We start from the raw sequence: 24,801 nt of genomic DNA, 5'->3' as shown, positions 1-24,801 counted from the left end.
AAGAAGAAGCGGCGCAAAATGCCCGCTCCTTCTTGCGTATTATGAATAAATTTTACGTCCTAGTTGATCAGCGATTCCACTCTTCCGGTAGAAGTACGTATTAATCATATCGCACCACTCGCGGGCATGCTCCGCTTGCTCCTTCAGACGCTCGGCAACCTGCTCGTATAACCCTTCGTTTACGATACCTGCAAGGCCGCTCCATGTTTCTTCGAGCTGTTCAGCCCGCTCCACGCCGTTAAAATGCGAATCATAGATATGCTGTATGACCGTTACCCCCGAATGGAGCACGTGCGTATAAGGTACATGATGAAAGAACAGCAACAGCTCGTCAGGGCAGTTCTCTACCGATTCATACCTAGCGGCATTGTCGCCCATATATTGCCCGGCATACCCTGTCCCCGTCTTGACTGTCCTGTCGACGCCAACACCGCGGCAATCGGCAAAATGGTATGTACCCCACTTCGAATATTCATAGCCGTCCACGTTCGGACCGTAGTGGTGATCCGGGTTGACCATCCAGCCGACGCCAAGCGGTGCCGTATAGGACTCATAAATGCTCCATGAATGTATCAGCATGCCCTTGATCGTCCGAACGACCCTGTCGTCGCCGCCAAACGTAAGTCTTACCCACTCCTCCGCGATCGCTTCCGCGGACAGCTCTGTATTCCAGGCAAGCCGGCCGTACCCGTACAAGTTGGCCTGGGCCAGCAGATGCCCCGTCCAATTGGCATCATTGCCGATGTTGGAGACAGCTGCAAATCCGCCGAAACGTCTGCCGTATACAGAACCGTCAACGATACGCTTGACACTGGGGTTTCCGCCCTTCGCATGGGTTTGGAAGTCGAGTACTTCTTTCCACTGAGGGACGAGGTAACACAGGTGGCGCTGCTGGCCCGTATATTCTTGCGTAATCTGGAATTCTATCACTTGATTGGTTGCTTCCAGCGCACCGAACAGCGGCGATACCGGCTCCCGTACTTGGAAGTCCATCGGACCGTTCTTGATTTGCAGGATGACATTGTCATGAAACCGGCCGTCTAGCGGCTTGAAATGATCGAATGCAGCCCTTGCCCGGTCTGTCGACCGGTCGCGCCAATCCTGCTTGCAGTTATAAACGAAGCAACGCCAGATCACGATGCCTCCATGCGGCTGCAGCGCTTCGGCCAGCATATTGGAGCCGTCCGCATGGTCCCGGCCATACGTAAACGGACCCGGCCGGTTCTCCGAATCGGCTTTTACGAGAAATCCGCCGAAATCCGATATCGCCGTATATATTTTAGCCGTTATCCTGCTCCACCAATTACGTACAGTCGGATCGAGTGGATCGGCCGTCGATAGTCCGCCGATCTCAATAGGGCTCGCAAAGTTGATGCTCAAGAACAGCTTGATGCCGTACGCCCGGAATACGTCTGCCAGCTTCGCCACGTCCGGAAGGAATTTATCCGTCAGTAACATCGTTTCGTACTTATGCACGTTTACATTATTGATGGCAATGGCATTTATGCCTATAGAGGCAAGCAGTCTCGCATAGTCGCGGACGCGCTCCATATTCATTGTAATTTCATTGTTTACGTAGAAAATGGACTCTCCGGCATAACCGCGCTCAATGCTCCCGTCGATATTATCCCATTGATTAATCATACGCAACCCGTTATTCGGGTTTTCTACCAGCTCAAGCTTGTCCACCGAGCATCCCGTGCCGAGCAGTCTTAGCAGATGGAATACGCCATACAGAACGCCTGATGCCGTCGATGCCCCGATAGCTATGCAGCCATCAGCCGCATTGGTCTTGATTGCATAACCCTCCGGTACGATCGTTGAACGTATTTCTGCGCCGAACGTGCGGGAGATGAGTTCGTTGCCGCCTTCGAAAGTGCCGAACGTGATGCAGCGGAAGCCTTCCGTGCTTTCGGACGTCAATGGCCGAATACCAAATAGAGACTCGATGCCGCGCGTCAATTCCGCTGCGGCAGTTCCGAAGATTTCTCCCTTCTCGGCAGCGACGATTCGGCCGCACCAATCGACGTATGGATTAGAAATCTTACTCGATTCTACACGGTTAAATCCGAGCCAGGCGTTATATCCGGCAACGGATAGCAGCTTCCCCGTCATCGGCCTTCCACCACCCGCCAGAAGCTCGGTTTAGGCTGGTGCTTCTCATCGAATAGCAACGGCCAGTTTTTCCGACCCCGAACCGGAAAATCGTTAAGCCAGGTGTAATCGTCCGCAGAGCCCCAGAATGTAACTGAATCAATAACGTCCCGGTACTCCCGCAGCAGGTCGAACACCGCTTCATATTGCCGCGCTTGAAGCTCCAGCATCTCCTCGGGCGGAGCGGTCAGATCCGCTCTCCGGTCATCGAACTGGAAGAACGACATATCCATCTCGGTCAGATGCAGCACGAGACCAAGCGAAGCATACATCTCTATCGCGGATCGAATATCATCCAGCCCAGGATCAAATAAGTTCCAATGGGCTTGCAAGCCCATTCCATTCACCGGAACTCCTTGCTTAATCAGCGATTTCAATAACGTGTAAATCTTATCCCGCTTCAGCGGGTGCGACTCATTGTAATCGTTGTAAAAGAGCAAGGCATTGGGGTCCGCTTCGTGGGCGAATTCGAAAGCCTTAGCTATAAAGGCAGGTCCCGCAATATCTAGCCACTTGGAGGGGCGCAGCAGGTCCGATCCTTCGTCGGCAATGGCTTCATTGACGACATCCCAAGCAAAGATGTCTCCTTTGTACCTCTTCACTACCGTATCGATATGCGATTTCATTCGAGCAAACAGCGTATCGCGGTCTACCCGTCCTCCATCGTCATCTTGGAATAGCCAATCGGGAGTTTGATTGTGCCATACGAGCGTGTGCCCTCTCAGCTTCTTTCCGTGCTTCCGTGCAAAATCGACGATTTTGTCGGCCGCTTCGAACGTATACTTATCCTCCGCAGGATGAAGTCTCTCGAATTTCATTTCATTTTCGGCGGTAAGGCTGTTGTAGTGATTTGCAATCAAATCCCCGGCCTGAACGATCGTACGCGGATTGACTGCAGCACCGATATCGAAACAATCTTGGAATGCTTCATATAATTTGGGAATGCTTCGGTTTATGTTATCTACCAATTCACTCATCCTCCCGTTAACCCTTCACGCCGCCGACCATCATCCCTTTAACGAAGTACTTCTGCAGGAACGGATACATGACGATCATCGGAACCGAAGCCACGATCGTCATCGTCGATCGTACCGCGAGCGGCGTAACCGCGTTGGCTGCCGCATCCGGATTCGAGAACGCGCTTGCCGCCGATGAAGAGGCGCTTGAGTTTTGAAGAATTTTTTGCAGCTCGTATTGCAGCGTACTGAGATTGATATTCGACGAGTTGTACAAGAATACATCAAGCCAGGAATTCCATTGATATACCGCCGTGAACAACGCTACCGTAGCAAGAACAGGAAGACAAAGCGGCAGGACGATGCTGAAGAACGTCCTGAATTCTCCCGCTCCGTCGATTCTCCCGGACTCCAGGATGCTTTCCGGAAGACCGTCGATGAAAGATCGGATAAGAATAAGGTTGAAGACGCCGATCAATCCCGGCCATATATAAACCCAGAAGCTGTCAATCAAGCCTAAATCGCGAATGTTCAAATAGTTCGGAATAAGACCCGGGTTAACGTACGCGGTCAGGACGAAAGCGATCGTGATGAACTTCCGCAACACGAAGTCTTGCCGACTGATCGTATACGCGACCATTGCCGAACAGAATACGGTTGTTATCGAACCGATGACCAAGCGAAGAATCGAGATCAACGTCGCATGGAATATCGTCGATTGACTAAACACGAATTTGTAGTTTTCAAGCGACAAGTCTCTCGGCCATATATAGATGCCACCCCTGATCGAATCCATCGCTCGGTTCAACGATAACGCGAGCGTGTTCAAAAAAGGATACAAGGTGACGAGCATCAGCAAGCAAAGGAAGGTAATATTTAAGGTGTCGAAAATTCGGTCTCCTAACGAAGCGTTCCTGCGCGCAAGCTTCTTAGGTGCAGTTCCCGTAGCTAAATTTGCCATCCGGTAATCCTCCTTTAGAACAGTCTGCTCTCGCCTGCACGCTTCGCGATACTATTCGCGATGAACAGCAAGACAATGCTGACGAGACTTTTAAACATGCCTGCCGCTACAGCCAGGGAGAAGTTGCTTTGGTTAATACCGTACGTCAGAACAAATATGTCAATGTTCTCGGAATAATCGATGTTCATACCGTTTTTAAGCAGGTATTGCGCCTCGAATCCCGATTCCATCAAATTACCGATGTTCAATATTAACAGGACGACGATAACCGACTTGATACCTGGCAACGTAACGTTCCACATCCGTCTGAAACGCCCCGCTCCATCCATTTCCGCCGCTTCGTACTGCGCGGGATCGATCGTTGCCATCGCAGCCAAGTATACGATCGTATTCCACCCAAGGTCTTTCCAAACGGTCCCGAGTCCTAATATGGTCCAGAAATCTTTCGGAATGCCAAGGAACAATATTTCTTGGCCTTTCTCGATCATGCCTAATTTAATCATTAACACATTGATAATGCCATCCGGCGCGAGCGTCGCCTGAATAATCCCCGCGGCAACGACCCAAGAAAGAAAATGCGGCATATAAGTAACCGTCTGTACGACACGCTTAAATATCATTCCGCGCAATTCGTTGAGCAAGAGCGCGAGGATAATAGCGGTAATAAAACCAAGAGCGAGATTGATTCCGCTCTGCGCAAGCGTATTTCTTAACACGCGGAGAAACCGTTCGTCGTGAAAAAGAAACTTAAATTGATCCCAACCGACCCATTCTTGTTCCGAGAAGCTTTTGGCCGGTCTGTACTTTTGAAAGGCTGTCGTCCAACCCCATAGCGGCAGGTATTTGAAAAGAAAGAGCCATATGAGAAAAGGAACGGACATCAAGACGAGGATCCGTTGTTGCACAAGTTTCTTGAAGAAAAGCTTCAGTCCCGTCGGCTTTAGATCAGACGCGATGGAAGACGTTGCAGATTTGATGTTACTCCCCATATTCATTCTCCTTCCGAACCGGTCCTTGCTAATGGAATAAGCGAAAGCCGGCTTATGCGAGCCAACAGCACGTATAAGCCGGCCTTTCGCTTATTGCTTATAATCGATTATTTGGCAGCTTCGATAGCGGCTTTAATTTGTTCCGTGTACCATTTTTCATAGCCTGCCGTGTCAAGCTTGCCGAATTCGGCTACATATTCGCCCCATACTTTATCGAAGTCGGCCGGTTTCGCCAGCACGAGCTTCGGATAGTACTTCTTCGTAACTTCGTCTTTCGTCGTTTCCCAGATTTGTTCGGCGGAGCCTTGCGCTTTCGGAATCCCCCAAGCAGGGTACCATGCGCGGTCGTCCGGAGCAGCGAATAGCTCGGCGTACGTTTTAACGCCGTATTTTTCGAGAATCGTTTTGTCCGCATCCGTCAAGCTCATTTGGAATACTTCCGGTTGGAAGCCGGGCGCGAACGCGTTACCGTCAGACAGCGTGGAGTTCGCGCCGTATTGCGGCCAATCCCAATTGAAGTATCTGAAGCCGAAGCTCAAATTGAACGGCTCGTCGATTTTCTTGATTTGCTCAGCCGTACGGTAGAAGCGGCCTTTGTCGTCCACTTCGTAAGTTTCGCCTTTGATACCCCAGCTCTTAAAGATTTGGTTCTCTTCTTTCAGCAGGTTATCCCAGAACGCCATGATCCGTTCCGGATCTTTCGCGCTTACGCTGATGCCGATACCGCGGTTCTTAACGAATCCCGCAGGATCCAGAAGTTGGTCTTTACCGCCATCCCACGTGAGCGGCATCGGTTGGTATACGAAATCGTCTTGCGTCGGATCTTGTCTTGCCGCATCTACCAGGAGGTTGCGGGCATTGCCCGTTTGCCAGCCGTAGTCGAAGAATCCGACGACTTTTTTGGAAGAGAGCTTCGCAAGATATTGGTCGTAGTTGTCTACGAAGGAAGCCTTGTCGAACAGACCTTTAGAGTTGAAATCGTTCAATTTTTGCAACCAACGCTTCGTGGAGTCGGTCGTGTAGTACGTTTTGGCTTCGAACGTCGTCATGTGGACTTCGACGTTACCGTCGTTCGGATAACCGTCCAGGTGCATAGGCACGTTGGAGGTCGCGAAGAATCTCCAGTCATGCGTCAGGGTAATGAGTCCGGTCAAATCTTCGTCTTTATGCTTGGCGACGAAGTCTTCGATCAGCTTCGTGTATTCGTCCAACGTGGTGATCTTCGGATAGCCCGCTTCTTTCAACACGCGGCGTTGAATCCAGAAGGCGCCTTGGTTGATGTTCGGATCCGGCATGAAGTCGCCGACTTGTGCCGAGATCGGGAGGTAGTAAATTTTGCCGTCCGCCGCTTTCATTTGGCTGAGGAATGGACCGTACACGCGCTTGATGTTCGGGTTCTTTTCAATCAGATCAGTCAGGTCGATAAACGCGCCGGCGTCGACAAGCTGATCGATACCGGCATCCGGGTTGATGACGTCCGGATAATCATTGGAGGCGATCATCGTACCGATTTTCGCTTTAAGGTCGCCTACCAAGTGTTCGATTTTGAAGTTGACGCCGGTTTGATCTTCGAGAGCTTTACCGATCGTCGTCTCGTTCGTGTTCACGTCCGGCGCATTAGCAACGCCAAGGAAGTAAGAGTAAGTTACTTTATCAAGCGGTTTTTCCGATGCGGCAGCGCTTTCCGTTGCTGCAGGAGTGCTGCCGCCGGCTGTGCTGGACGCGTTGTTCTTGCCATTGTTGCCATTAGAGCAAGCGGCGGTGAACACCAAGACGGCAGCCATGCAGGCAAATAGTAATTTCTTTGCCACTAAATTCGAGCCCCTCTCAAGAATGATATGTTTTTTTGTAAGCACTTTCATTATAGAATCATTCAAGGGCTTTGTTTACCCAATAAACTATAGTCCGTACTTTGAAAAGCATATATCGTCACGATCCGTCGACCGGAATCCGCAACTTGATGAACGTCCCCTCCATAGGCGCGCTTTCGATCAAGAGCTGGAATCGGTTGCCGTAAATAAGCTTCAGCCGATAGATGACGTTCTGCACGCCGATCCTCTCCCCGATCTCTTCTTCGCTTTCCAGATAGCCATAGAATCGATTCACTTTTTCCTCGTCCATCCCGATGCCGTTGTCCCGAATAGCGAACACCAATTCATCCGCTTCTCGCTCGATGCGCACGTCGATCCTCCCGCCGCTCTTAAGGGGTTCGATTCCATGTATGCTGGCATTCTCCACGAACGGCAAAAACATCATTTTGGGAATGACGCATGTCCTGGCGGACGGATCGATATTCAGATGGTAATTCAATCGGTCCTCGAACCGATATTTCTGGATTTCCAAGAAACAAACGATGAATTCCATTTCTTCGCTTACCGTTACCCGATCCTTGCTCCAAGTTAACGAGGTGCGGAATATTTTGGCCATGTTATGAATAATCTTGGCCGTTTCCGTCTCGTTCTTGACCACGCTGCGCATCCGGATCGTCTCCAGCGCGTTGAATAGAAAATGCGGATTGATCTGGCTCTGCAGCGCGTTCAGCTGTGCTTGGCGGCGTTCGAGCTCGAGCGTTTTCTTCTGAATATCGGCGACGTACACATCGTCGATCAGGCTTTTCACCTGCAGCGTCATCCGATTGAATTCCCCGGTTAATTGCCCGATCTCGTCCTCGTCGAGTTCCCCTTTTTTGATCGTATCGAAATTTTGGTTTTTCACTTTCTTCATATGCCTGAGAATACGTACCAATCTAACGTTGAGCGACCTAGTGATCCAGAGGATGATCAAGGTCGGGAGGATAATATTAATGCTGGCCAGAACGAAGATGAAATCCCTGGATTTGTGTAACTCTCTCAATACTTCCTCTTCCGAAATCGTGCCGACGATGCGCCAGCCTTCCAAGAAGCTGACATATTGATACTTCGTCTCAACTTGAATCGAGTCCGCTGGAAACTCGAGCGACTGAAAGTCGGGAGATTCCATTTTCCAATCGACGCCCGGATCGGTCGTGTATAGGACCTTGCCTTGATTGTTGAGCAAGTAAATATTGCCCTGCAGGTTGAGATTTTGAAAAATTTGCTGGATTGAAGACGTTTTCATTTCGATTTTCAGCACTTTTTCGTACCGATTCTGAGAGTTGTAGTAATTCATTCTTTGAACTACGCTGAACGAATCTAGAACTCCCTTGCTCATACTCGAATCTTCCTTGGACGTCCGGACGAAGATGAGTTGAGATGATTTGCTCTGATGCAGTGCCTGGTACCAGTTCGTTCTTTTCACTTCCTCCGTTAAGTTTCCGATGCCGCCCGAATGCAGCATGGTCGGATTGTTCACATAGATCTTGATGTTCTGGACCGATGTATATACAGGAGTATAGTTATTCAGAATTCTGCGGAAATACGAGTCGTAAGCTTCGACATAATCGGCCGGGTTCTCGTAATTGGTCTCCAGAATTTGATTTAGATTATAATCCGTGAAGAAAACCGAAGAGACGGCAACTGCGTCGTCGATTTTGGCCCGAAACTCGTTTTTTATTTGTTCGACTGCGCGCGAGACGTCCTTCATCCTCTGATTCTTCACGTTCTCCGTCGTCACGCTATAGAAGATGAGATTAGTCAACACGATCGGGACGAATACGCACAAAATATAGACGATCAGCATCTTGTTTCGCAGACGGACGTTATTCCAATTAAATCTCGGTTTCACGCGTATTGTCCCCTTTGTCGGAAGGTCATCTGATTATAGAAGCTTATTACGGTACTCAGTGGGCGTCATTTGCTCGATCTTCTCGAACTGGGTGACGAAATAATCCGCACTGCTGAAGCCGACCTTCTCGGCTATTTCGTAAATGCGCATATCCGATGACTGCCGCAGCAGTTTTTTAGCTTCGTTTACCCGTATTTGCAGTAAAAAATCGTTGAAATAAACGCCGTACGTCTTCTTGAACAGCTGCCCGAGATAGACCGGATTGATGAAAAATTGCGCAGCAATACTCTTCAGGCTTATGTTGCTCGAATAATTCGCCTCGATGTAGCAGCGGATTTTCTGTATGCCGCCCTTCCCTTGTTCCTTTCGCAACTCCGCGATATAGTTCTGACTCTCTTCGATGAACTCGGAGAACAGCCTTTTCAGCTCGCTAAGCGATAGATTCAGGTCGTGCCAGCCGACGATCGGCGCCAGCGATCCGAGCGACCGCTCGTCCCCGTCCATGCTGCGGATTGTCTTGGTGACGCTGAGCATGCACTGGTGAATACTCATCTTAATGGCTTCCGGGGCATACCGTTTCTCTCTGAAGTCGCGGAAAAGCGCTTCAACGCTCGCCTTGACAGCCCCCGACTGCAGCTCTTCGATCTGCTCGATAAACCGATTGAACTCGTTCGAGTCGATGCCGATATAATTCAGCCGCTCCAATCGTACCTGGTCATAGATGACGATACGGCTATCGTCATGGACGTATTTGTACAAGATCGCTTCCTTAGCTGTCTTATAAGATTGCCGGATATCCGAGAGACGGTGAACCGGGGTACCGGCATAGAGAAAGACACCATTGCCGGCCTCGACGGAAAGCTCTTGACGGAACTTAACGGTGAATGATTCGATTTCCCCCTTGAACGGCTCCAGGGCACGGTCCGGCACAAGAATGCCGATCCGATTGCGATGCTCGTGCAGGTAGATCGGCTGATCGTCGGGGGTTACGCGGTGCAGCGCTTGCTGAACGATCTCCTTGAAACGGGCAGCCGATACTTGTTCGCCTGACGACCGCCACAGATGGTTGTCATTCAGTTCCGCGAAGAGATAGAACAAACGGTCGGCCGGACGAAGCTTCAAGCGCTGCTCCCATTCGGCGACGAATATATCGTCTGCCTCGCCGATAATAAGAGATTCGATCATGGCGCCGGTTAACAGTCGTTCGTTCCGCACACGCTCCTCCCGTTCGCGATTGAGCCTTTCGTTCAATTTGCAGAGCGTTTCGGTAAATTCGTTCTCGTCGATCGGTTTGAGAATGAAGTCGTGAACGCCGTAACGGACCGCTTGCTGGGCATATTTGAAATCGTTGTAGCCGCTGATGATGATGAACACCGGGTTTACGTCGGTTTCCGTGGTGATACGCCGGATGAGCTCCAGACCGTCGAGCACCGGCATACGGATGTCTGTAATGACCAGATTCGGCCGAACACGCCCGATGAGCTCTAGCGCATCCTCACCGTTGTCGGCTTCATCAACGATTCGAAAGCCGCATGCCTCCCAATCGATCAGCTTCATCAAGCCTTTGCGTGTAAACACTTCGTCGTCAACCAGGATAACGCTATGCAGATGCATTAATAATTCCTCCCAATCGGTGCGATGCGTTGTATCAACAGCCTACCACATTTTAAATAATGTCATAAATAGATGTTTTGGTAGTTCAATGCTACCATACAAGTGTGGTAGCATTGTAAAAAGAATAGGAGGTAAGGAAATGGATTGGAGCTCACAGCAGCCGGGTTCCGCAGGGAATGTCGTCTATAGCCGGTTGAAGCATCAAATCTTAACTCTGGAGCTGCCTCCAGGAACAGTGTTGTCGGAGAAGGAAATGTCTATGGTTTTCCAGATGAGCCGTACACCAGTAAGGGAAAGCTTCGTACGTCTCGCTCAGGAAGGCCTGGTGCTAGTGTTGCCGCAGCGCGGCACCAAGGTATCACTTATCGACTCGGAGCTCGTTGAGGAAGGGCGCTTCATGCGGGAGCAGCTTGAGAGGGCGGTTATTCGGCTTGCCTGTGAACATTTTCCGGAAGAAATGCTTATTGCTTTAGATACGAATCTAGCGATGCAGCAAGAAAGCATGGAAAAGAGGGACGACCAGCGGATGTTCGATCTGGACGAAGCGTTTCATCGTACCTTGTTCGAAGGCTGTCGCAAGCTAGGAACCTGGGCGGTCATCCAGCAGATGAACTCCCATCTGAACCGGAGCAGGATGCTGTGGCTTTCAACAGATCAGCATTGGAACCCTCTATATGAACAGCACAAAGAAATGGTAGAAGCGATTCGCAGGCGCGATCCCAACCATGCCGAACGCGTGATGAAGATGCATTTGAACCTAAGTATATCGAATATGGAAGTTCTGAAAGAAAAGTACCCGAATTATATCAAATAAATACAGGCGGTGATGGGATTGCGCATGGTATTTCGCTGGTTTGGCGAAGGAAACGATACGGTATCGCTGGACCAGATCAGACAGATTCCAGGTGTGGAAGGCATCGTATGGGCACTCCATGACAGCCCCGCCGGCGAAGAATGGCCCATGGATCGAATACTGAACATTCGGGATCAAGCGGACAGGGTTGGACTTCATCTCGATGTTGTCGAAAGCGTAAATGTGCATGAGGACATCAAGCTGGGTCTGCCGACCCGCGATCAATACATCAGCAACTACATACGTACAATCGAGAAGCTCGCGCAAGTCAGCGTCAAAGTCATTTGCTACAATTTCATGCCCGTGTTCGACTGGGTACGGACGAACCTGTACAAGGAATTGGAAGACGGCTCGACGGCACTTTTCTTTGAAAAAGCCAAAACGACCGACGTCGATCCCTCTGAGCTGGTTCGGACAATTATTAACAATGGGGAATTAAGCATGCCGGGCTGGGAGCCGGAACGGCTTGCTCATCTAGCTTCTTTATTCGAATTATACCGGGGCATCACGGAAGACGACCTGTGGCGCAACTTGGGTTATTTTCTCGATGCCATCATTCCCGTAGCCGAGCGTAACGGCATCCAAATGGCGATCCACCCGGACGACCCGCCGTGGCCTATCTTCGGGCTGCCGCGAATTATGACTAGCCAAGCTAATTTGCGGAGATTTCTGCGCTTGCACGACAGCCCTGCGAATGGCATCACGCTGTGCAGCGGTTCGCTTGGAGCCAACCCGAATAACGATATCCTATCTATGATTCACGAGTTTAAGGATCGAATTCCATTTACTCATATCCGTAACGTACGCGTGTTCGACAACGGTGACTTTATCGAGACGTCGCACCGTTCGCAAGATGGAACCGTCGATATCGCCGGTATTGTGAAAGCGTATCACGACGAAGGGTTTAGAGGATACTGCCGACCAGACCATGGAAGGCATATTTGGGGCGAGAAATGCCGACCAGGTTACGGGCTTTACGATCGCGCCCTGGGCATCATGTACCTATGGGGCGCTTGGGATGCGCTTGAACGAGTCCGACTACAAGGCGAAAAGAGGAATCCGTCATGAGAGAGTGGCCCAAGCATCCATCCTTAGAAGGAAAAGTCGCTGTCGTCACGGGAGGATCCGGCATTCTTTGCCGGGCCATGGCGTTCGAGCTTGCTCGGCAAGGCGTGAAGGTGGCGATTCTGAATCGGACCGCAGAGAAAGGCAACGAGATTGCCGAACAAATTCGCGGCAACGGACTCAAAGCAATAGCCGCCGTATGCGATGTGACCGATGCAGACAGCGTCCGGGAGGCCGAACGAATCGTTCGTGAACGGTACGGGCCCTGCGACATTCTGATCAACGGAGCCGGCGGCAATCACCCGAGCGCTAACACGACCCATGAAACCTTCAGAATGGAGGATCTGAACCGTACGGATGTGACGACCTTCTTCGATCTGAGCGTGCAAGGCTTCCGCAACGTGCTCGACTTGAACTTTGTCGGTACGCTGATTCCGACGCAAGTATTCTCCAAAGGGATGATTGGGCGCCCAGGCGCCGTCGTTATCAATCTTTCTTCGATGAGTGCGCCTAGTCCAATGACTAAGGTTCCTGCATACAGCGCAGCCAAAGCCTCCATCAACAACTTTACCCAATGGCTTGCCGTCCATCTCGCCGAGGCGGGTATCCGGGTTAATGCCATCGCGCCAGGTTTCTTCCTGACCGAGCAGAATCGGAAGCTTCTGACGAACCCCGACGGGTCGATGACCGAACGCTCGCGCAAGATCCTATCCCATACGCCGATGAGACGATTCGGAGTGCCGGAGGATTTGATTGGAACCTTGCTGTGGCTGGCTGACGAGAGTACATCCGGTTTCGTGACCGGTACCGTCATTCCAATCGATGGCGGATTCATGGCCTACTCCGGGGTATGATCAGTCCCTTTCCCTATAACAAAAAGCACTGATATCAAAGTCAGTGCTTTTTGTTACAAGTAAACTGGATATTCGGCGTGTTGCTTGCTTAAACAATTCGGAAAACAGGGTCCACGGTTAAAAAATGGACGGGAATGACGGGAAAAAGGCTACGGAGCCGATCGGCCAGCAGCTTCATTCCAGGCTGTTCGCTTTCCAAGTGACCGAGAACGAGAAGAGCCTTGCCCAGACCCAGATCGACCGCGTCCCTCGCATATTCCGGCGTCTCCCACTCCGGTCCCTCTCCGTACAGGATTAAATCCAGCTTGTGTCGTTCGAATAGCGGGATTGCAAGTTCTCCTCCTCCCCTGTAGCCTGCGAGCAACCCGATTCGACGGCAAGCCATCGACAGATCCCCCACGGCGCGAAGGGTTTCGATTCCTAGTCGCTTTTTGACATGTTCCGCAACCTCTCCCACCGTACTAATCGGGAGGTTGACCACGGATGCGGCCGGAAGATGTTCGGTAACGAATGCCTCCCAGCCGAGCGAACGAAGCAACCCTTCCATTATTCCATCCGGCCGATGACGGTGTATGCCATCGTGAAATCGGAAAATAGCGAGATCGCTATCGGCGATAAACCGTTTCTTGGCATCGTATACGGGATCCTCCACGAGTGCTGACTTCGAATGGTAATGGCTATAAAACACGCCTTCGTGCGTAATGATCAGGTTAGTCCCCAGACGGGATGCCTTCTCCAGCACTTGCTGCGTCGCCATGAACGTGACGGCAATTCCCTTGACGATCGAACGGGGGTTTCCGAAGAGCAATTGGTCTACGCTGTCCGGAACAACGCCGATGGGAGTCGTTAAGGCATCTATGATATCCTTAATGATAATGGTCATGAGGTCTCCTATACTCCCGAATAAGCCATAAAGCCGCCATCCACTGGAATCGTCACGCCCGTTATGAATCCGGACACGGTATCATCCGCCAGCCATTGTTTGAAGTTATCGATCGCCGCTTTGGTGACGGTATCATTCCCTTCCCCGTACCACCGGAACACCATTCTCATACGAAATCCGACCTTTCGTAATTAACGTTAATAGATTAAGCTACCGCGATCGTCCGCGATTCCGGTTTTGCGATAATAGTAAGTATTCACTACGTCTCGCCATTCTCCTGCACGTTAAATAGAACCCTTTTCGCTAGCAGCAGTCTTCAGGGCATTTATCATCATTTTTAATTTGGGCATGTTTCGATTTTTTATTTGATAAGCAAAATATAAATGATTAGTTACTTTATATGATTCACAAATTATTTTTACCTTGTTCGATTTTAAGGATTTTTCCAGCATATACGTGGGCAGTAGACTAATTCCAGCCCCGTGTTCAATAGCGGATAATAAAACATGTAAATCGGGTAATACATGCTCAGGCTTCATTTGAGGACGTTGATGAAAGTTTTCCCTCCAAAATCTTCTGATGATGGGCAATTCAAGACCGTAGCTTAGCCATTTTTGTGAAAATAGCCAAGTTTCCAGTTGTTTCGAGTCTTTGAATTCAGGTTCTTCAAAAGAATAGGGCGACACTACAACAAACTCTTCTTCCATATAATGAATATACTCTAAACTCGGTACTGAACTCTTTTGTGATGTTACGATGATATCGACCTTATCTTCCGTTAATAATTCTAAAATATTCGATGCAAACCCGTAATAGGCAATCACACGCATGTTAAAGTTTTCGAGGTAAGGGGCAATTCTTTCTCGAAAAAACTCCTGCGCGGTGCCGATTCTCACAATTGGAAGCGTAGGAGTTGAGACTGCCTTGAAGCTTAGCGTTGTCTCCTCGAGAGACTCAATAAGCGGTACCAATTGCGTATAAAGTTCTTTACCTCGTTCAGTCGGAACCATTTTCCTCGATGTTCTAGTAAACAATGGCTCGCCAACCTCTGCCTCTAGTGAAGCTAAATGTTGACTCATTGCAGGTTGGGTCATAATCCGCGACTTGGCTGCTTCCGAAACGGAATTATGTTTGTAAATGCTGATAAAACTTCGGTACCATTCAAAATTAGCCATAATTAAGATCCTCGCGCTTTTAAAGATAAGCCCTCTCATATTGCTTTGGAACATGGGTATTTTCGCTTCTTAGTGAAATGGCAGCATGGGTGGCCCAATAAGGATCCCGAAGCATCCCGCGGGCGATTGCCACCAGATCCGCATCTTCATTGCCGATAACGGATTCGGCAAGTGCCGGATCCTCAAGCATGCCTACAGCAATAACAGGTACTCGAAGAGATTCCCGGATTCTCCGTGCGAACGGCACTTGATATCCTGAATAGTTACCCGGCTTTCTTTCTCCTGCCGGACCTTCACCGCCAGAACTGATATGGAACGCATCTACACCAGCTGCTTGGTAGGCTTTACACATATCAATGGCATGTTCAATATCATAACCGCCATCAGCGTATTCGACCGCAGAGATTCGGAAGAATAACGGCATCTCATCAGGCATTTCTTTTTTGACCGCTTGAATCACTTCTACTCCGAATTTAGCCAAATCTTGTCCGTAAACGTCTTGGCGTCGATTTGTAAAAGGCGACTGAAACTGGTGAATTAAATACCCATGGGCTCCATGAAGTTCAATCATATCTACGCCTGCCTGCACAGCACGGCGAGTTGCATTGCCAAAGAGCTGTATCATATCTTTTATTTCATTGGTTTTAAGGGCTCGGGGCGTTTTATATCTGGATCCTGGAAATTTTAATGCTGATGGGGCCACCGGCTCTGCTGCATCTTCAGCCTTTCGACCCGCATGAGCGATTTGGATGCCAATTTTTGCACCGTGAGCATGCACTCCATCGATGATTCTAGAAAATGCCGGAATATGCTCATCAGACCAAAGCCCTAGATCATAATCTGTTATTCGACCATCCGGTTCAACGTCAGTCATTTCCGTGATGATTAGGCCTGTACCGCCTACCGCGCGGCTAAGGTAGTGAATGTAATGCCAATCGTTTGGCTTGCCATCTTTAGCGATTACGGAATATTGACACATAGGTGCCATTACAATTCGATTTTTTAATTGAAGTCCTTTTAGTTCAAACGGAGTAAACAGATGATTACTCATAACAAAACACCTCTTAAATGGTTTAGATTATAATACTGGGGGTTACCCAAAAATGCAAGGATCACTTCCCTTGTTTTTGAAAACAGAAAACAAAGGAAGTGATCTTTTGTAGTTTCATTAAAAATCAAAATTGTCCGAATCTGGACCGTTGCTAGAGCTCCGTAACTTTAGCTCCTTCTTTCAAAAAACTAATGGCTGTTGCTTTACCAATTCCAGCGGTAGATCCTGTAATGAGCACTAATTTATTTTTTAAGTTTAAATCCATTTTTAACATCTCGCTTTCAAAATATAATGTCAACCTGTATAAAATGGCCCATTACGTCGACTTTGATACCGTAATGGGCCTTGGAATTTAATTATTTCAGTTTGGAAATCATTTCTCTAGTCACGCTAATTGTTGATTGAGGATTTTGACCTGTTATTAAGTTACCGTCGACTTCATAATGATCATTCCAATCAGGTGCGGAAACAAAGGTCGGGCCGGCTTGACGAAGCTTAGACTCCAACAAGAATGGCATATATTGATCCAAACCAGCAGCTTTTTCTTCCGTATCCGTAAATGCTGTAATTCGCTTACCTTCCACTAAATATTTGCCATTGGATAACTTTGCATTGACTAAACCCGCTGGTCCATGGCAAACCGCAGCTACGATTTTTTCAGCTTCATAAAACTCTCTAAGTAATGATTGAAGCTTTTCGTTGTCAGGTAAATCAAACATCGTTCCGTGGCCGCCCGGCAAGAAAATGGCATCGTAATCTGCAGCCTTTACCTCATCAAGCTTGATCGTATTTGCAAGATATTTCTCAGAATCAAGTATTTCTTGATCCAAATCGGCACTCAAGCTGTTTTTATCAATTGGGGTTTTACCACCTAAAGGACTTGCTACACTGATATCAAAACCTTGTTTTGAAAACTCAATATAAGCTTCAGCGAACTCTGAAAGCCACAGTCCCGTAGTTTTTTCACTGTTTATTTGATTGGCTGATGTGACTACGATTAATATGTTTTTTTTCATTTTGATTCTCTCCTCTGTTTGTGATTTGTAGTTGCAATCCTATTGTAACTTTGGTTTTACTATAAATCCAATTAGATAATAATCGACTATCAATAAATATATTTATACATTACCGAAAAAAGAAGACTGCTGAGACTTTCTCAACAGTCTGACTACCATTATCCGCCAGTTGTCCAGCTTAATACCGTTTCCAGCATGATTTTCAAATTATTTGCGCGATTTAATTCAGGCTTGGCCCTTACCAGCTTGAATTCTTCTTCGATGTACCGGATATAGTCGCTACGCAGCCTCTCCAGCTGTTCCTCCGTTATTGCGAACAAGAAGTGGTGGACATATTCATAGGAAAAATACCCTTCCATGCTCTCCAGAAATGTATGTGGTGACCGTTGGTACCACGCCTTGGCAAAATCCTTCAAGGCATCCGTGATCGTATCGTCACATCCTGACATTGCATAAAGCCGGTCGGCCGAGATGAGGTTACGGTAACTAACGACATTTCCCTCAGGGTATGTATTCGGCAGGGCATAAAACTGCAGAAGTTTTTCCAAGATATCAACATATAACTCCGGTCCTGCGAGCCTGGCATGAAACTGACATCTCACCGCGGCATGTGCGATATCCTTCAGTAATCGGAGAACTTCTTCCGCTTCCTTTTTGCTGGGCGTCCCTTCAAAAAACACCCCTTGATTTCCCGCACGAATCTCCGCTCGGTCTATCGCATCGTGGAGTTCCTCCTCGAATTGCTCCTTTATATAAGGCGCCCACTGCGCGAAGTGATCCATTAACTCTTCATTCATACCGAACTCTCTACGGATGATGGGACTGAGTTGAATCCCGCCGTGACCGCTAGCTTGCATAAATATTTCATGCAGCAGCTTTTCCAACGATTTGGCTTTTTTCACGGCCTTCATAATCTCACCGGGGACGATGTATTTGGCCGCGGCCTCTTTTTGCTCTAGCTCTGCTACAAACTTCCTTAGTTCAGATAACAGCGCTTCATACATCCTCATTCACCTTCATAACATCCGCTCATTTTTTTAAGCTTAATCTCCCCTTTCATATTATCCTCCCGTTTGCTCAATATAAACACCTCGGGCAGACTGAAATCTCAAGACCATGCAAAACAACGTTTCCTCTAGTCCTAAAAGAAAAAGCACCCCGAAGGGTGCTTTTAGATCGACTACTCAGTCGTGTATGGCAGCAAAGCCATTTGACGAGCGCGTTTGATCGCTACCGTCAACATGCGTTGATACTTCGCTTTCGTTCCTGTCACGCGACGTGGCAAGATTTTGCCGCGCTCGCTGATGAATTTACGAAGCAAGTCCAATTCTTTGTAATCCACGTGAGTAATTTTATTAACCGTAAAGTAGCAAACCTTCTTGCGCTTGTTACGGCCGCCGCGGCGGAATTTACGAGGCTCGCGTTGCTCGCCACGATCTCCGCCGCGGTCTCCGCCACCGCCGCTTGGGCGGCTGTGCGCAGGACGCTCTTCACGTACTTGAGGTTGAGAAGTAGTTGTTTCACTCATTTGTTATCCGTCCTTTCCAGTTAAAATGGCAAATCATCGTCCGATATATCTATCGGTCGCCCGTCATCGGCGAAGGGATCACTGCTGTTACCGCTGTTGCGTGAGCCAGAGCTGCGGTTGCCGCCTCCGTACCCGCTTCCGCTTGCGCTTGCGCTCGGGTTGCCAGTTGCGCCTTCTTCTCTTCCTTGTCCGCCGCCATCGCGGTTGGCTGATTCCAGGAATCGAACGTTATCGGCGATGACTTCCGTCACGTATACGCGTCGGCCTTCGTTGTTCTCGTAGTTACGCACCTGAATGCGTCCTTCCACGGCGGCCAAACGGCCTTTACGAAGATAATTGGCACACGTCTCGGCTAATTGCCTCCAAGTAACGATCGGGATAAAATCCGCTTCGCGCTCCTCTTTGCTTCCGGAGAACTGACGGTCTACCGCCAACGTAAATTGGGTAACGGCAACGCCTGCCGGCGTGTAACGCAATTCGGGATCCTTGGTTAGGCGTCCTATGAGAATGACTCGATTCAACATCGCGGCTTCCCTCCACTTAACATGACATAAAGGCTTACGGCGGTACTCCGCCTGGTTCTGTGTGGCTTACGCGACTTGTTCTCTGACGATGATATGACGGATAATTTCATCCGTAATCTTCAGAACGCGTTCCAACTCCGTCACTACTGTCGACGGCGCCGAGAAATGAACCAACACATACGTCCCATCGCGGTGTTTGTTGATCTCGTAAGCTAAACGACGTTTACCCATAATGTCGTGCTTCACGATCTCTCCGCCGTTCACGATGATGCCCTGGAATTTTTCCACGACAGCTTGAACGGTTTCTTGTTCCACGTCCGGACGGATGATGTACATCAACTCGTAGTTGCGCATCTTCCGTTCACCTCCTTAAGGTCTTTGGCCCCCCACTTGGTATACCGATGAGCTTGTCTTCGGCTGGGAAGCAAGGAGCATGCATTCAATCGCATGCCTGAATACTTTATCACAATAGCCCGAATACTGCAAGGAAATTCGCGCTACACTATCCTTATGAACAGGAGGTGATGACAATGGGCGAGCAAACGCAATTCGAGCCAGGTCAGCGAGCGCCGAACGGTGGGGAATACATGGAAGTCGGAGAAGATTCCTTCCACATGGGCGTTAATAATCCTCAGCATGTCGAACTGCGCAAAGGCGAGCGGTTTCCCGACACCACGAATCACAACCGCAAATGGAAGAAGATAAAGAGGCTGCATTAACCTTCTCGTCATCGATCCGAATAATCAGAGCCTGTTTGAGCCATTCTATATCTCGGCGACGTAAAACGAGAGGTGTGGTTCCCTTGAACGACTGGGTGCAACAACCGCAGGAGCAAGCGTTCCATTCGGAGTAGGAATAACGGAAGCGAGGCGTTGTGCTAAAGGCTTTTGTCTGTAACACACGAAGTTGCCGGAAGACCGAAGCGCTGAGTTAAATCAGCAACGTATTGGTTACGAATCTCAATGCAACTCATTACGCGTCGCCATGAAGAACCCTGCGAAGGGTTCTTTGTTTTTAAATCGTTTTTATATCTAACAGAAAAACCTCCCACTTATTTAAAAGTAGAAGGTTTGCGCGTTTCGTATTTAGGGATGGCGGAGAAGGTGGGATTCGAGTCCCTGTGCCTACAAACATGCCCCCGGCATTTTTGCTTAACGGCCCGTTCGAACCCCACCGCCATCCAATAAAAAACGACCCCGATGGGGTCGCACGTTGGTTTTTTTATTGGATGGCGGAGAAGGTGGGATTCGAACCCACGCACGCCTCGCGACGCCTAGTTGATTTCGAGTCAACCCCCTTGGGCCTCTTGGGTACCTCTCCGCAGCAAGAAAAATAATATCATATTTAAGAGGTGCTTGCAACTGGATTCAATCTCCAGTCCGCGTTTCCTTCTAAGTTACTCGTCGATCGCCGATTGCCCATCTCCCGGCGACCTCAACACCTTTTTCAAGCTCTTCTCGAACTTAGCCCGAGGCAGCAGAATGCTGTGTTTGCATTTCACGCATTTAATCCGAATATCCATGCCCATTCGGATGATTTCCATCTCGTTGGCTCCGCAAGGATGCTGCTTCTTCATGAGCACGACATCCCCAAGATCAAACGTTTTCCGCTCCATACCGTTTCCCCCGTCCGTAAGTGCGTTGTCCAGCTCCATTCGTTCTATGGTGTGGTTTCCGATGTTGTCATCTCGAATGCTTTCTTCAATTCGGTATTGATAAGACGCGTGACATCTCCCGTTGTGTTCGGCTTGCACCTTGCGGTGATTCTTATCGTCATCTGATTGAATGCAAGCGTCTGAATTCCGAGTACTTCCGGAATTCCCGTAATATTGGAATCGTTTATTTGAACAAGTACGCTTCGAATCGTACTCATTAACTCTTCGATCGTTTTCTCGTATGCGATCGTAATATCGATGACTGCAAGCAATGGGTTAACCGAGAAATTGGTCACTTCATTAATGAGGCCGTTGGGAATGATGTGAATCTCGCCCGTCCAATTTCTGATCCTTGTCGCGCGTAAACCGATCATCTCGACCGTACCTTTGAAATCCTTTGATTGGATGACGTCGCCAACCGCGAACTGATCTTCTAAGATTATGAAGAATCCAGTGATGACATCCTTGACCAGACTCTGCGCCCCGAATCCTATCGCGAGGCCGATAACGCCCGCTCCTGCGAGCAAGGGTGCAAGCTGGATATGAAACTCTCCTAGAATCAACAATATCGCTATGAAATTAAAGATATAGGAAGCTGTGTTCTTAAGCAGCCGTCCCATCGTCTGAACGCGCCTCGTACGAAGCTTCAACCTTCTCGATTTCTTCACGTTCGTCACGTGATCGATGAAGCGGTTTACTATCAACAACGCGAGGCGGCTTACGACGAAAATCAGAATGACTCTTAGTAACACCATGCTCGCAGCCGTCCACATATCCGTGTCTCTGGTCGTGTCCCACAATTGATCGATGAACCGATTCCAGAGTTCATGTACGTTTTCTGCTTTTTCTGCCATTCCAAAGCCAAACATAAGGCATATATCTCCTTTAACTCATTGAATCTGCACGTACCCGTCGAACGTTTTCTCGAACAATCCCCGGATTTCCACATTCTCTGAGAGGATAATTTGCTTCACCTGATTGATCTCCGCACTGGGAAATTCGATTGATAATGCGCAGCCGGCGGTAATCTCCTTCGGCGTCGGACAAATATCAATCTCGATATCCGCATATTCCAGCAGCATCTCCGCCCGAAGCGCTTGTTGAGTAGAATCGAAAGCGATCAAGAGAGACTCCATAGTTGCATACCTCCTGCCTATACAACTTTAACCTTTCCAATACGATCATAAAGTATATTTTCTGAATCCGTAATACTCATCTGATCGCTCCGATATAATCGTAATTAGCCATTTTAAGACGGCTTTAACCGATTATACTTGTTGCCCAAGTATAAATGTGCCCTTTCGTCCATATACTAGTAACATACTAGGGTAGGAGGCGAATCGGACGAATGAACGGCGCGTGGGAGAAACGTCCGGGCTCCGCACCGGAATCAGCGGCGCTCTCTTTAAAGATTCCTTTTAACGAACCAACGGTCTTGCATCGATTATCCCAGAAACTCGAGTACTATTTAGAAGCTTTGCCGCAAGAGCGCCGGATCGTCATCGTCTGCGTTGGCACGGATCGCTCGACTGGAGATTCGCTTGGACCATTGGTTGGAACGGCATTAGCTCGGGAGTATAGCTCGTTATTCGATTTGTACGGAACATTGGAAGACCCCGTTCACGCGATGAACTTGGGAGACACGCTGCTCAAGATTATGAGAACCTCCCGTCAACCCTTCGTTATCGCCGTAGATGCCTGTCTTGGACAAGTATCCAGCGTGGGATGCATCCAGGTAGGGTCGGGACCCGTTCGTCCGGGAGCCGGCGTGAACAAGGAGCTGCCTCCCGTTGGGGATATCCACATGACCGGCATCGTGAACGTCGGAGGATTCATGGAATACTTCGTCCTTCAGAATACTCGGCTTAATCTCGTCGTCAAGATGTCGGAAATCATTGCGCAAAGTCTCTTAAACGCCGTACATAACACGCGAAGCAAGTCCGTTATGCCTTTTGCATCGCCTGATTAATTGCAATCTTTTCTTCCGGGGTAAGCATATAGGCGGATTGGCCTTTATCGATCGGCTTTGCATACAGGAACGTTTGTTCCCTGCCGTGTATGCCTGTGATCACCACTCCATCCTGCTCTTCATTCACGAATGCCACCGAGAAGCTAAGATCGCTGCCTGAGTCTGAAAAAGCATTAAAGCGATGAACGCCGATACGTCCCTTTAGGGAGGACAGGCGTTTTTCGTGTTGATCCATTCTATCGCCTTGGGTTATTTGCCTACGATCCAATAGGGAGAGACGCTCATGGACAACGTTCATCACCTCTTCCATATTCGGTACGCCGGTATCCCCCACCATCTTTCGGTGTTCCCCTTTTAATTTGCCTAGCTTTCTAGCCAATACCCCTAATCCTATGAACAAGATCAAGAGAAGCGCGCCTTCTACTGCCGCAATAATCATCGCAATCTGATCGTTCCAACCATCCATTATTACTTTCTCCCCCATTATCTCTTGCTCTATGCTTCACTTATCTTTACGCCTTTAAGGTTCGATTGATTTCCTTCACAGCGTCAATCATAGATACGATTTCCGATTTTTCCGTAAAATATCCGGGACTAGCTCGCACCGCACCGGTCTCATACGATCCTGCAGTCTCATGCCCAAGCGGCGTACAATGAAAACCGGCGCGTACAGCAATGCCGAATTGTTGATCCAACAAGAATGCCATTTCGGATGGGTCGACTCCTTCTAGCAGGAAGGAAACGATAGCGGTCCTCTCAACCTCAACTCCGGGACCAAGTAAGGTTAACCCTTGCACCGATTGAAGACCCTCCATCAATTGAATGGTTAGTTCCCTCTCCTTAGCATGAATGGCCTCCGGCGTCTCTTTCAGAATATAATTGACGCCTTCGGACAAACCCGCTAGTCCGACCGTATTCTGAGTGCCCGCCTCATAGCGATCAGGACGTACATTCGGCTGCTCCGGCGCCTCCGATTTACTTCCGGTTCCGCCTTGCATGAGAGGCTCTAACTCCAAGTTGGGGTGGATGTACAACCCGCCTGTCCCTTGCGGCCCCATCAGCCCCTTATGCCCTGGAAACGCGAGCATATCTATTCCCATGCCCATCACGTCAATAGGCAGCACTCCCGCGCTTTGAGCAGCGTCTACGAGAAGCTTCACGTTTCTCCTGCGCGCGATTTCCCCAATCTCTCCAACGGGTGTTATCGTGCCAAGCAGATTAGAGCTATGCGTCACCGCAATAAGCTTAGTCCTTGGCGTGATGGCTGCTTCTAAAGCCTTCATATCTATGGTTCCGTCTTTACTCGCGGGAACATAAGTAACTTCGATGCCTTGTTTACGCTTCAACGCTTCCAATGGACGTCTTATCGAATTATGTTCAAGCGAAGTCGCGATAACATGATCTCCCGGCTTTAATAGCCCCTGTATCGCTAAGTTTAGCGCATGCGTAGTATTGAGGGCAAAAGCAATGTCGTTAGGGTTGCCAATCCGGAAAAGCCTGGCTAAACGTTTACGCGTCTCGAATAGCACCCTGCTCGCTTTGACTGCCATAGTATGACTGCCTCGTCCAGGATTAGCTGCGCTCTCCCGCATATTTCGTTCCATCGCTTCCCATACGGATGAGGGCTTAGGCCAGCTGGTCGCCGCATTGTCCAGATAGATTATTGGTTTATTGTCGTTCATCCATTTCCACCGTCCTAGGTAAAACGGCTTCGCCGGCTTCGTGACTACAAACTCGGGCGCTCAGAGCACCGCGTCATTTGTTGTACTTGGAACGGCGGACACGTTTGTATCGTAAGTTCAGATGAGTATCGAGACTGTAGAGTTTAATCATTCTGATCGATTAACGCAACA

The 24,801-nt window shown here is 49.1% G+C and carries 25 protein-coding genes, 1 tRNA gene and 2 pseudogenes; 5 read left to right on the top strand and 23 right to left on the bottom strand.

Annotated elements, in window-relative coordinates; genetic code table 11:
* Positions 1-39: 39 nt before the first annotated feature.
* The 7 genes from E2980_RS13835 to E2980_RS13805 form a co-directional block, all read right to left on the bottom strand.
* On the bottom strand, positions 40-2,115 hold the full coding sequence (locus E2980_RS13835) for an alpha-glucuronidase family glycosyl hydrolase (protein WP_135152768.1): 2,076 nt from the start codon (positions 2,113-2,115) through the stop codon (positions 40-42).
* A complete protein-coding gene (locus E2980_RS13830; RefSeq protein ID WP_240703026.1) occupies positions 2,112-3,122 on the bottom strand; it encodes an endo-1,4-beta-xylanase in 1,011 nt (336 codons plus the stop codon). Before E2980_RS13830 ends, E2980_RS13835 begins: the two co-directional genes overlap by 4 nt.
* 16 nt (positions 3,123-3,138) lie before the next feature.
* Positions 3,139-4,071: a carbohydrate ABC transporter permease gene (locus tag E2980_RS13825; RefSeq protein WP_135152766.1), complete on the bottom strand. Its 933-nt coding sequence runs from the start codon at positions 4,069-4,071 to the stop codon at positions 3,139-3,141.
* Between the two features lie 14 nt (positions 4,072-4,085).
* Complete coding sequence (locus tag E2980_RS13820) at positions 4,086-5,066, bottom strand: ABC transporter permease (RefSeq protein WP_135152765.1); 981 nt, start codon at positions 5,064-5,066, stop codon at positions 4,086-4,088.
* A 101-nt stretch (positions 5,067-5,167) separates the two neighbouring features.
* Positions 5,168-6,871, bottom strand: coding sequence for a type 2 periplasmic-binding domain-containing protein (locus E2980_RS13815; protein ID WP_420808649.1), 1,704 nt, complete (start codon positions 6,869-6,871; stop codon positions 5,168-5,170).
* A 118-nt stretch (positions 6,872-6,989) separates the two neighbouring features.
* Entirely contained in the window at positions 6,990-8,717 is a 1,728-nt protein-coding gene (locus E2980_RS13810; protein WP_135152813.1) for a sensor histidine kinase, read from the bottom strand.
* A gap of 78 nt (positions 8,718-8,795) precedes the next feature.
* On the bottom strand, positions 8,796-10,376 hold the full coding sequence (locus E2980_RS13805; RefSeq protein WP_135152764.1) for a response regulator: 1,581 nt from the start codon (positions 10,374-10,376) through the stop codon (positions 8,796-8,798).
* Positions 10,377-10,515: 139 nt separating this feature from the next.
* On the opposite strand from E2980_RS13805, the gene E2980_RS13800 reads away from it, so the two are divergent.
* From E2980_RS13800 to E2980_RS13790, 3 genes are read left to right on the top strand one after another with little or no spacing between them, the layout of a single operon-like run.
* Complete coding sequence (locus tag E2980_RS13800) at positions 10,516-11,190, top strand: GntR family transcriptional regulator (protein WP_135152763.1); 675 nt, start codon at positions 10,516-10,518, stop codon at positions 11,188-11,190.
* An 18-nt stretch (positions 11,191-11,208) separates the two neighbouring features.
* A complete protein-coding gene (gene uxuA / locus E2980_RS13795; RefSeq protein WP_135152762.1) occupies positions 11,209-12,297 on the top strand; it encodes a mannonate dehydratase in 1,089 nt (362 codons plus the stop codon).
* Positions 12,294-13,148 carry an SDR family oxidoreductase gene (locus E2980_RS13790; RefSeq protein ID WP_135152761.1) on the top strand — a complete coding sequence of 285 codons (855 nt, stop codon included), beginning with the start codon at positions 12,294-12,296 and terminating at the stop codon, positions 13,146-13,148. The genes uxuA and E2980_RS13790 overlap by 4 nt, the downstream gene beginning before the upstream one ends.
* Positions 13,149-13,236: 88 nt before the next feature.
* On the opposite strand, the gene E2980_RS13785 is transcribed toward E2980_RS13790, so the two are convergent.
* From E2980_RS13785 to rpsF, 10 genes and pseudogenes are all read right to left on the bottom strand, one after another.
* Positions 13,237-14,031 carry a Nif3-like dinuclear metal center hexameric protein gene (locus E2980_RS13785; RefSeq protein ID WP_135152760.1) on the bottom strand — a complete coding sequence of 265 codons (795 nt, stop codon included), beginning with the start codon at positions 14,029-14,031 and terminating at the stop codon, positions 13,237-13,239.
* A gap of 8 nt (positions 14,032-14,039) precedes the next feature.
* Positions 14,040-14,126: pseudogene (locus tag E2980_RS13780) on the bottom strand (D-mannonate oxidoreductase); the annotation flags it as partial.
* Positions 14,127-14,315: 189 nt separating this feature from the next.
* Positions 14,316-15,206, bottom strand: coding sequence for a LysR family transcriptional regulator (locus tag E2980_RS13775; RefSeq protein WP_135152759.1), 891 nt, complete (start codon positions 15,204-15,206; stop codon positions 14,316-14,318).
* Between the two features lie 19 nt (positions 15,207-15,225).
* Entirely contained in the window at positions 15,226-16,257 is a 1,032-nt protein-coding gene (locus E2980_RS13770; protein WP_135152758.1) for an NADH:flavin oxidoreductase/NADH oxidase, read from the bottom strand.
* A gap of 163 nt (positions 16,258-16,420) precedes the next feature.
* Positions 16,421-16,522 (bottom strand): annotated as a pseudogene (locus E2980_RS13765) (oxidoreductase); the annotation flags it as partial.
* Between the two features lie 91 nt (positions 16,523-16,613).
* Positions 16,614-17,273 carry a type 1 glutamine amidotransferase domain-containing protein gene (locus E2980_RS13760; protein WP_135152757.1) on the bottom strand — a complete coding sequence of 220 codons (660 nt, stop codon included), beginning with the start codon at positions 17,271-17,273 and terminating at the stop codon, positions 16,614-16,616.
* Between the two features lie 158 nt (positions 17,274-17,431).
* A complete protein-coding gene (locus tag E2980_RS13755; protein ID WP_135152756.1) occupies positions 17,432-18,277 on the bottom strand; it encodes a hypothetical protein in 846 nt (281 codons plus the stop codon).
* A gap of 176 nt (positions 18,278-18,453) precedes the next feature.
* Positions 18,454-18,801, bottom strand: coding sequence for a 30S ribosomal protein S18 (gene rpsR, locus E2980_RS13750; RefSeq protein ID WP_135152755.1), 348 nt, complete (start codon positions 18,799-18,801; stop codon positions 18,454-18,456).
* A gap of 20 nt (positions 18,802-18,821) precedes the next feature.
* On the bottom strand, positions 18,822-19,325 hold the full coding sequence (ssb, locus tag E2980_RS13745) for a single-stranded DNA-binding protein (RefSeq protein ID WP_135152754.1): 504 nt from the start codon (positions 19,323-19,325) through the stop codon (positions 18,822-18,824).
* A gap of 66 nt (positions 19,326-19,391) precedes the next feature.
* Positions 19,392-19,679 (bottom strand): 30S ribosomal protein S6, encoded by a 288-nt coding sequence (rpsF, locus tag E2980_RS13740; RefSeq protein ID WP_135152753.1) that lies wholly within the window; start codon positions 19,677-19,679, stop codon positions 19,392-19,394.
* Positions 19,680-19,855: 176 nt separating this feature from the next.
* On the opposite strand from rpsF, the gene E2980_RS13735 reads away from it, so the two are divergent.
* Positions 19,856-20,044, top strand: a complete 189-nt coding sequence (locus E2980_RS13735; RefSeq protein WP_135152752.1) for a YjzC family protein — start codon at positions 19,856-19,858, stop codon at positions 20,042-20,044.
* A 510-nt stretch (positions 20,045-20,554) separates the two neighbouring features.
* Here the strand turns inward: E2980_RS13735 and E2980_RS13730 are convergent.
* The 4 genes from E2980_RS13730 to E2980_RS13715 all read right to left on the bottom strand — a co-directional run bounded on the left by E2980_RS13730 (position 20,555) and on the right by E2980_RS13715 (position 22,115).
* A tRNA-Ser gene (locus E2980_RS13730) sits at positions 20,555-20,645 on the bottom strand.
* Between the two features lie 76 nt (positions 20,646-20,721).
* Positions 20,722-20,940 (bottom strand): DUF951 domain-containing protein, encoded by a 219-nt coding sequence (locus tag E2980_RS13725; protein ID WP_135152812.1) that lies wholly within the window; start codon positions 20,938-20,940, stop codon positions 20,722-20,724.
* Positions 20,941-20,984: 44 nt separating this feature from the next.
* On the bottom strand, positions 20,985-21,848 hold the full coding sequence (locus tag E2980_RS13720) for a mechanosensitive ion channel family protein (RefSeq protein ID WP_135152751.1): 864 nt from the start codon (positions 21,846-21,848) through the stop codon (positions 20,985-20,987).
* Positions 21,849-21,869: 21 nt separating this feature from the next.
* Positions 21,870-22,115, bottom strand: coding sequence for a putative Se/S carrier protein (locus E2980_RS13715; protein WP_135152750.1), 246 nt, complete (start codon positions 22,113-22,115; stop codon positions 21,870-21,872).
* A gap of 212 nt (positions 22,116-22,327) precedes the next feature.
* On the opposite strand from E2980_RS13715, the gene yyaC reads away from it, so the two are divergent.
* On the top strand, positions 22,328-22,948 hold the full coding sequence (gene yyaC / locus E2980_RS13710; RefSeq protein ID WP_135152749.1) for a spore protease YyaC: 621 nt from the start codon (positions 22,328-22,330) through the stop codon (positions 22,946-22,948).
* Here the strand turns inward: yyaC and E2980_RS13705 are convergent.
* Positions 22,923-23,414: a DUF4446 family protein gene (locus tag E2980_RS13705; RefSeq protein ID WP_167747122.1), complete on the bottom strand. Its 492-nt coding sequence runs from the start codon at positions 23,412-23,414 to the stop codon at positions 22,923-22,925. The two genes, yyaC and E2980_RS13705, sit on opposite strands and share 26 nt — an antisense overlap.
* Positions 23,415-23,460: 46 nt before the next feature.
* Positions 23,461-24,630 carry an aminotransferase class V-fold PLP-dependent enzyme gene (locus E2980_RS13700; protein WP_135152747.1) on the bottom strand — a complete coding sequence of 390 codons (1,170 nt, stop codon included), beginning with the start codon at positions 24,628-24,630 and terminating at the stop codon, positions 23,461-23,463.
* Positions 24,631-24,801: the final 171 nt, after the last annotated feature.

The organism is Cohnella luojiensis, from assembly GCF_004564235.1.
In the GTDB taxonomy this organism is placed as follows: Bacteria; Bacillota; Bacilli; order Paenibacillales; family Paenibacillaceae; genus Cohnella; species Cohnella luojiensis.
The sequence above is the reverse complement of the archived record's forward strand: the minus strand, read 5'-3'. Positions and strand labels throughout refer to the sequence as shown.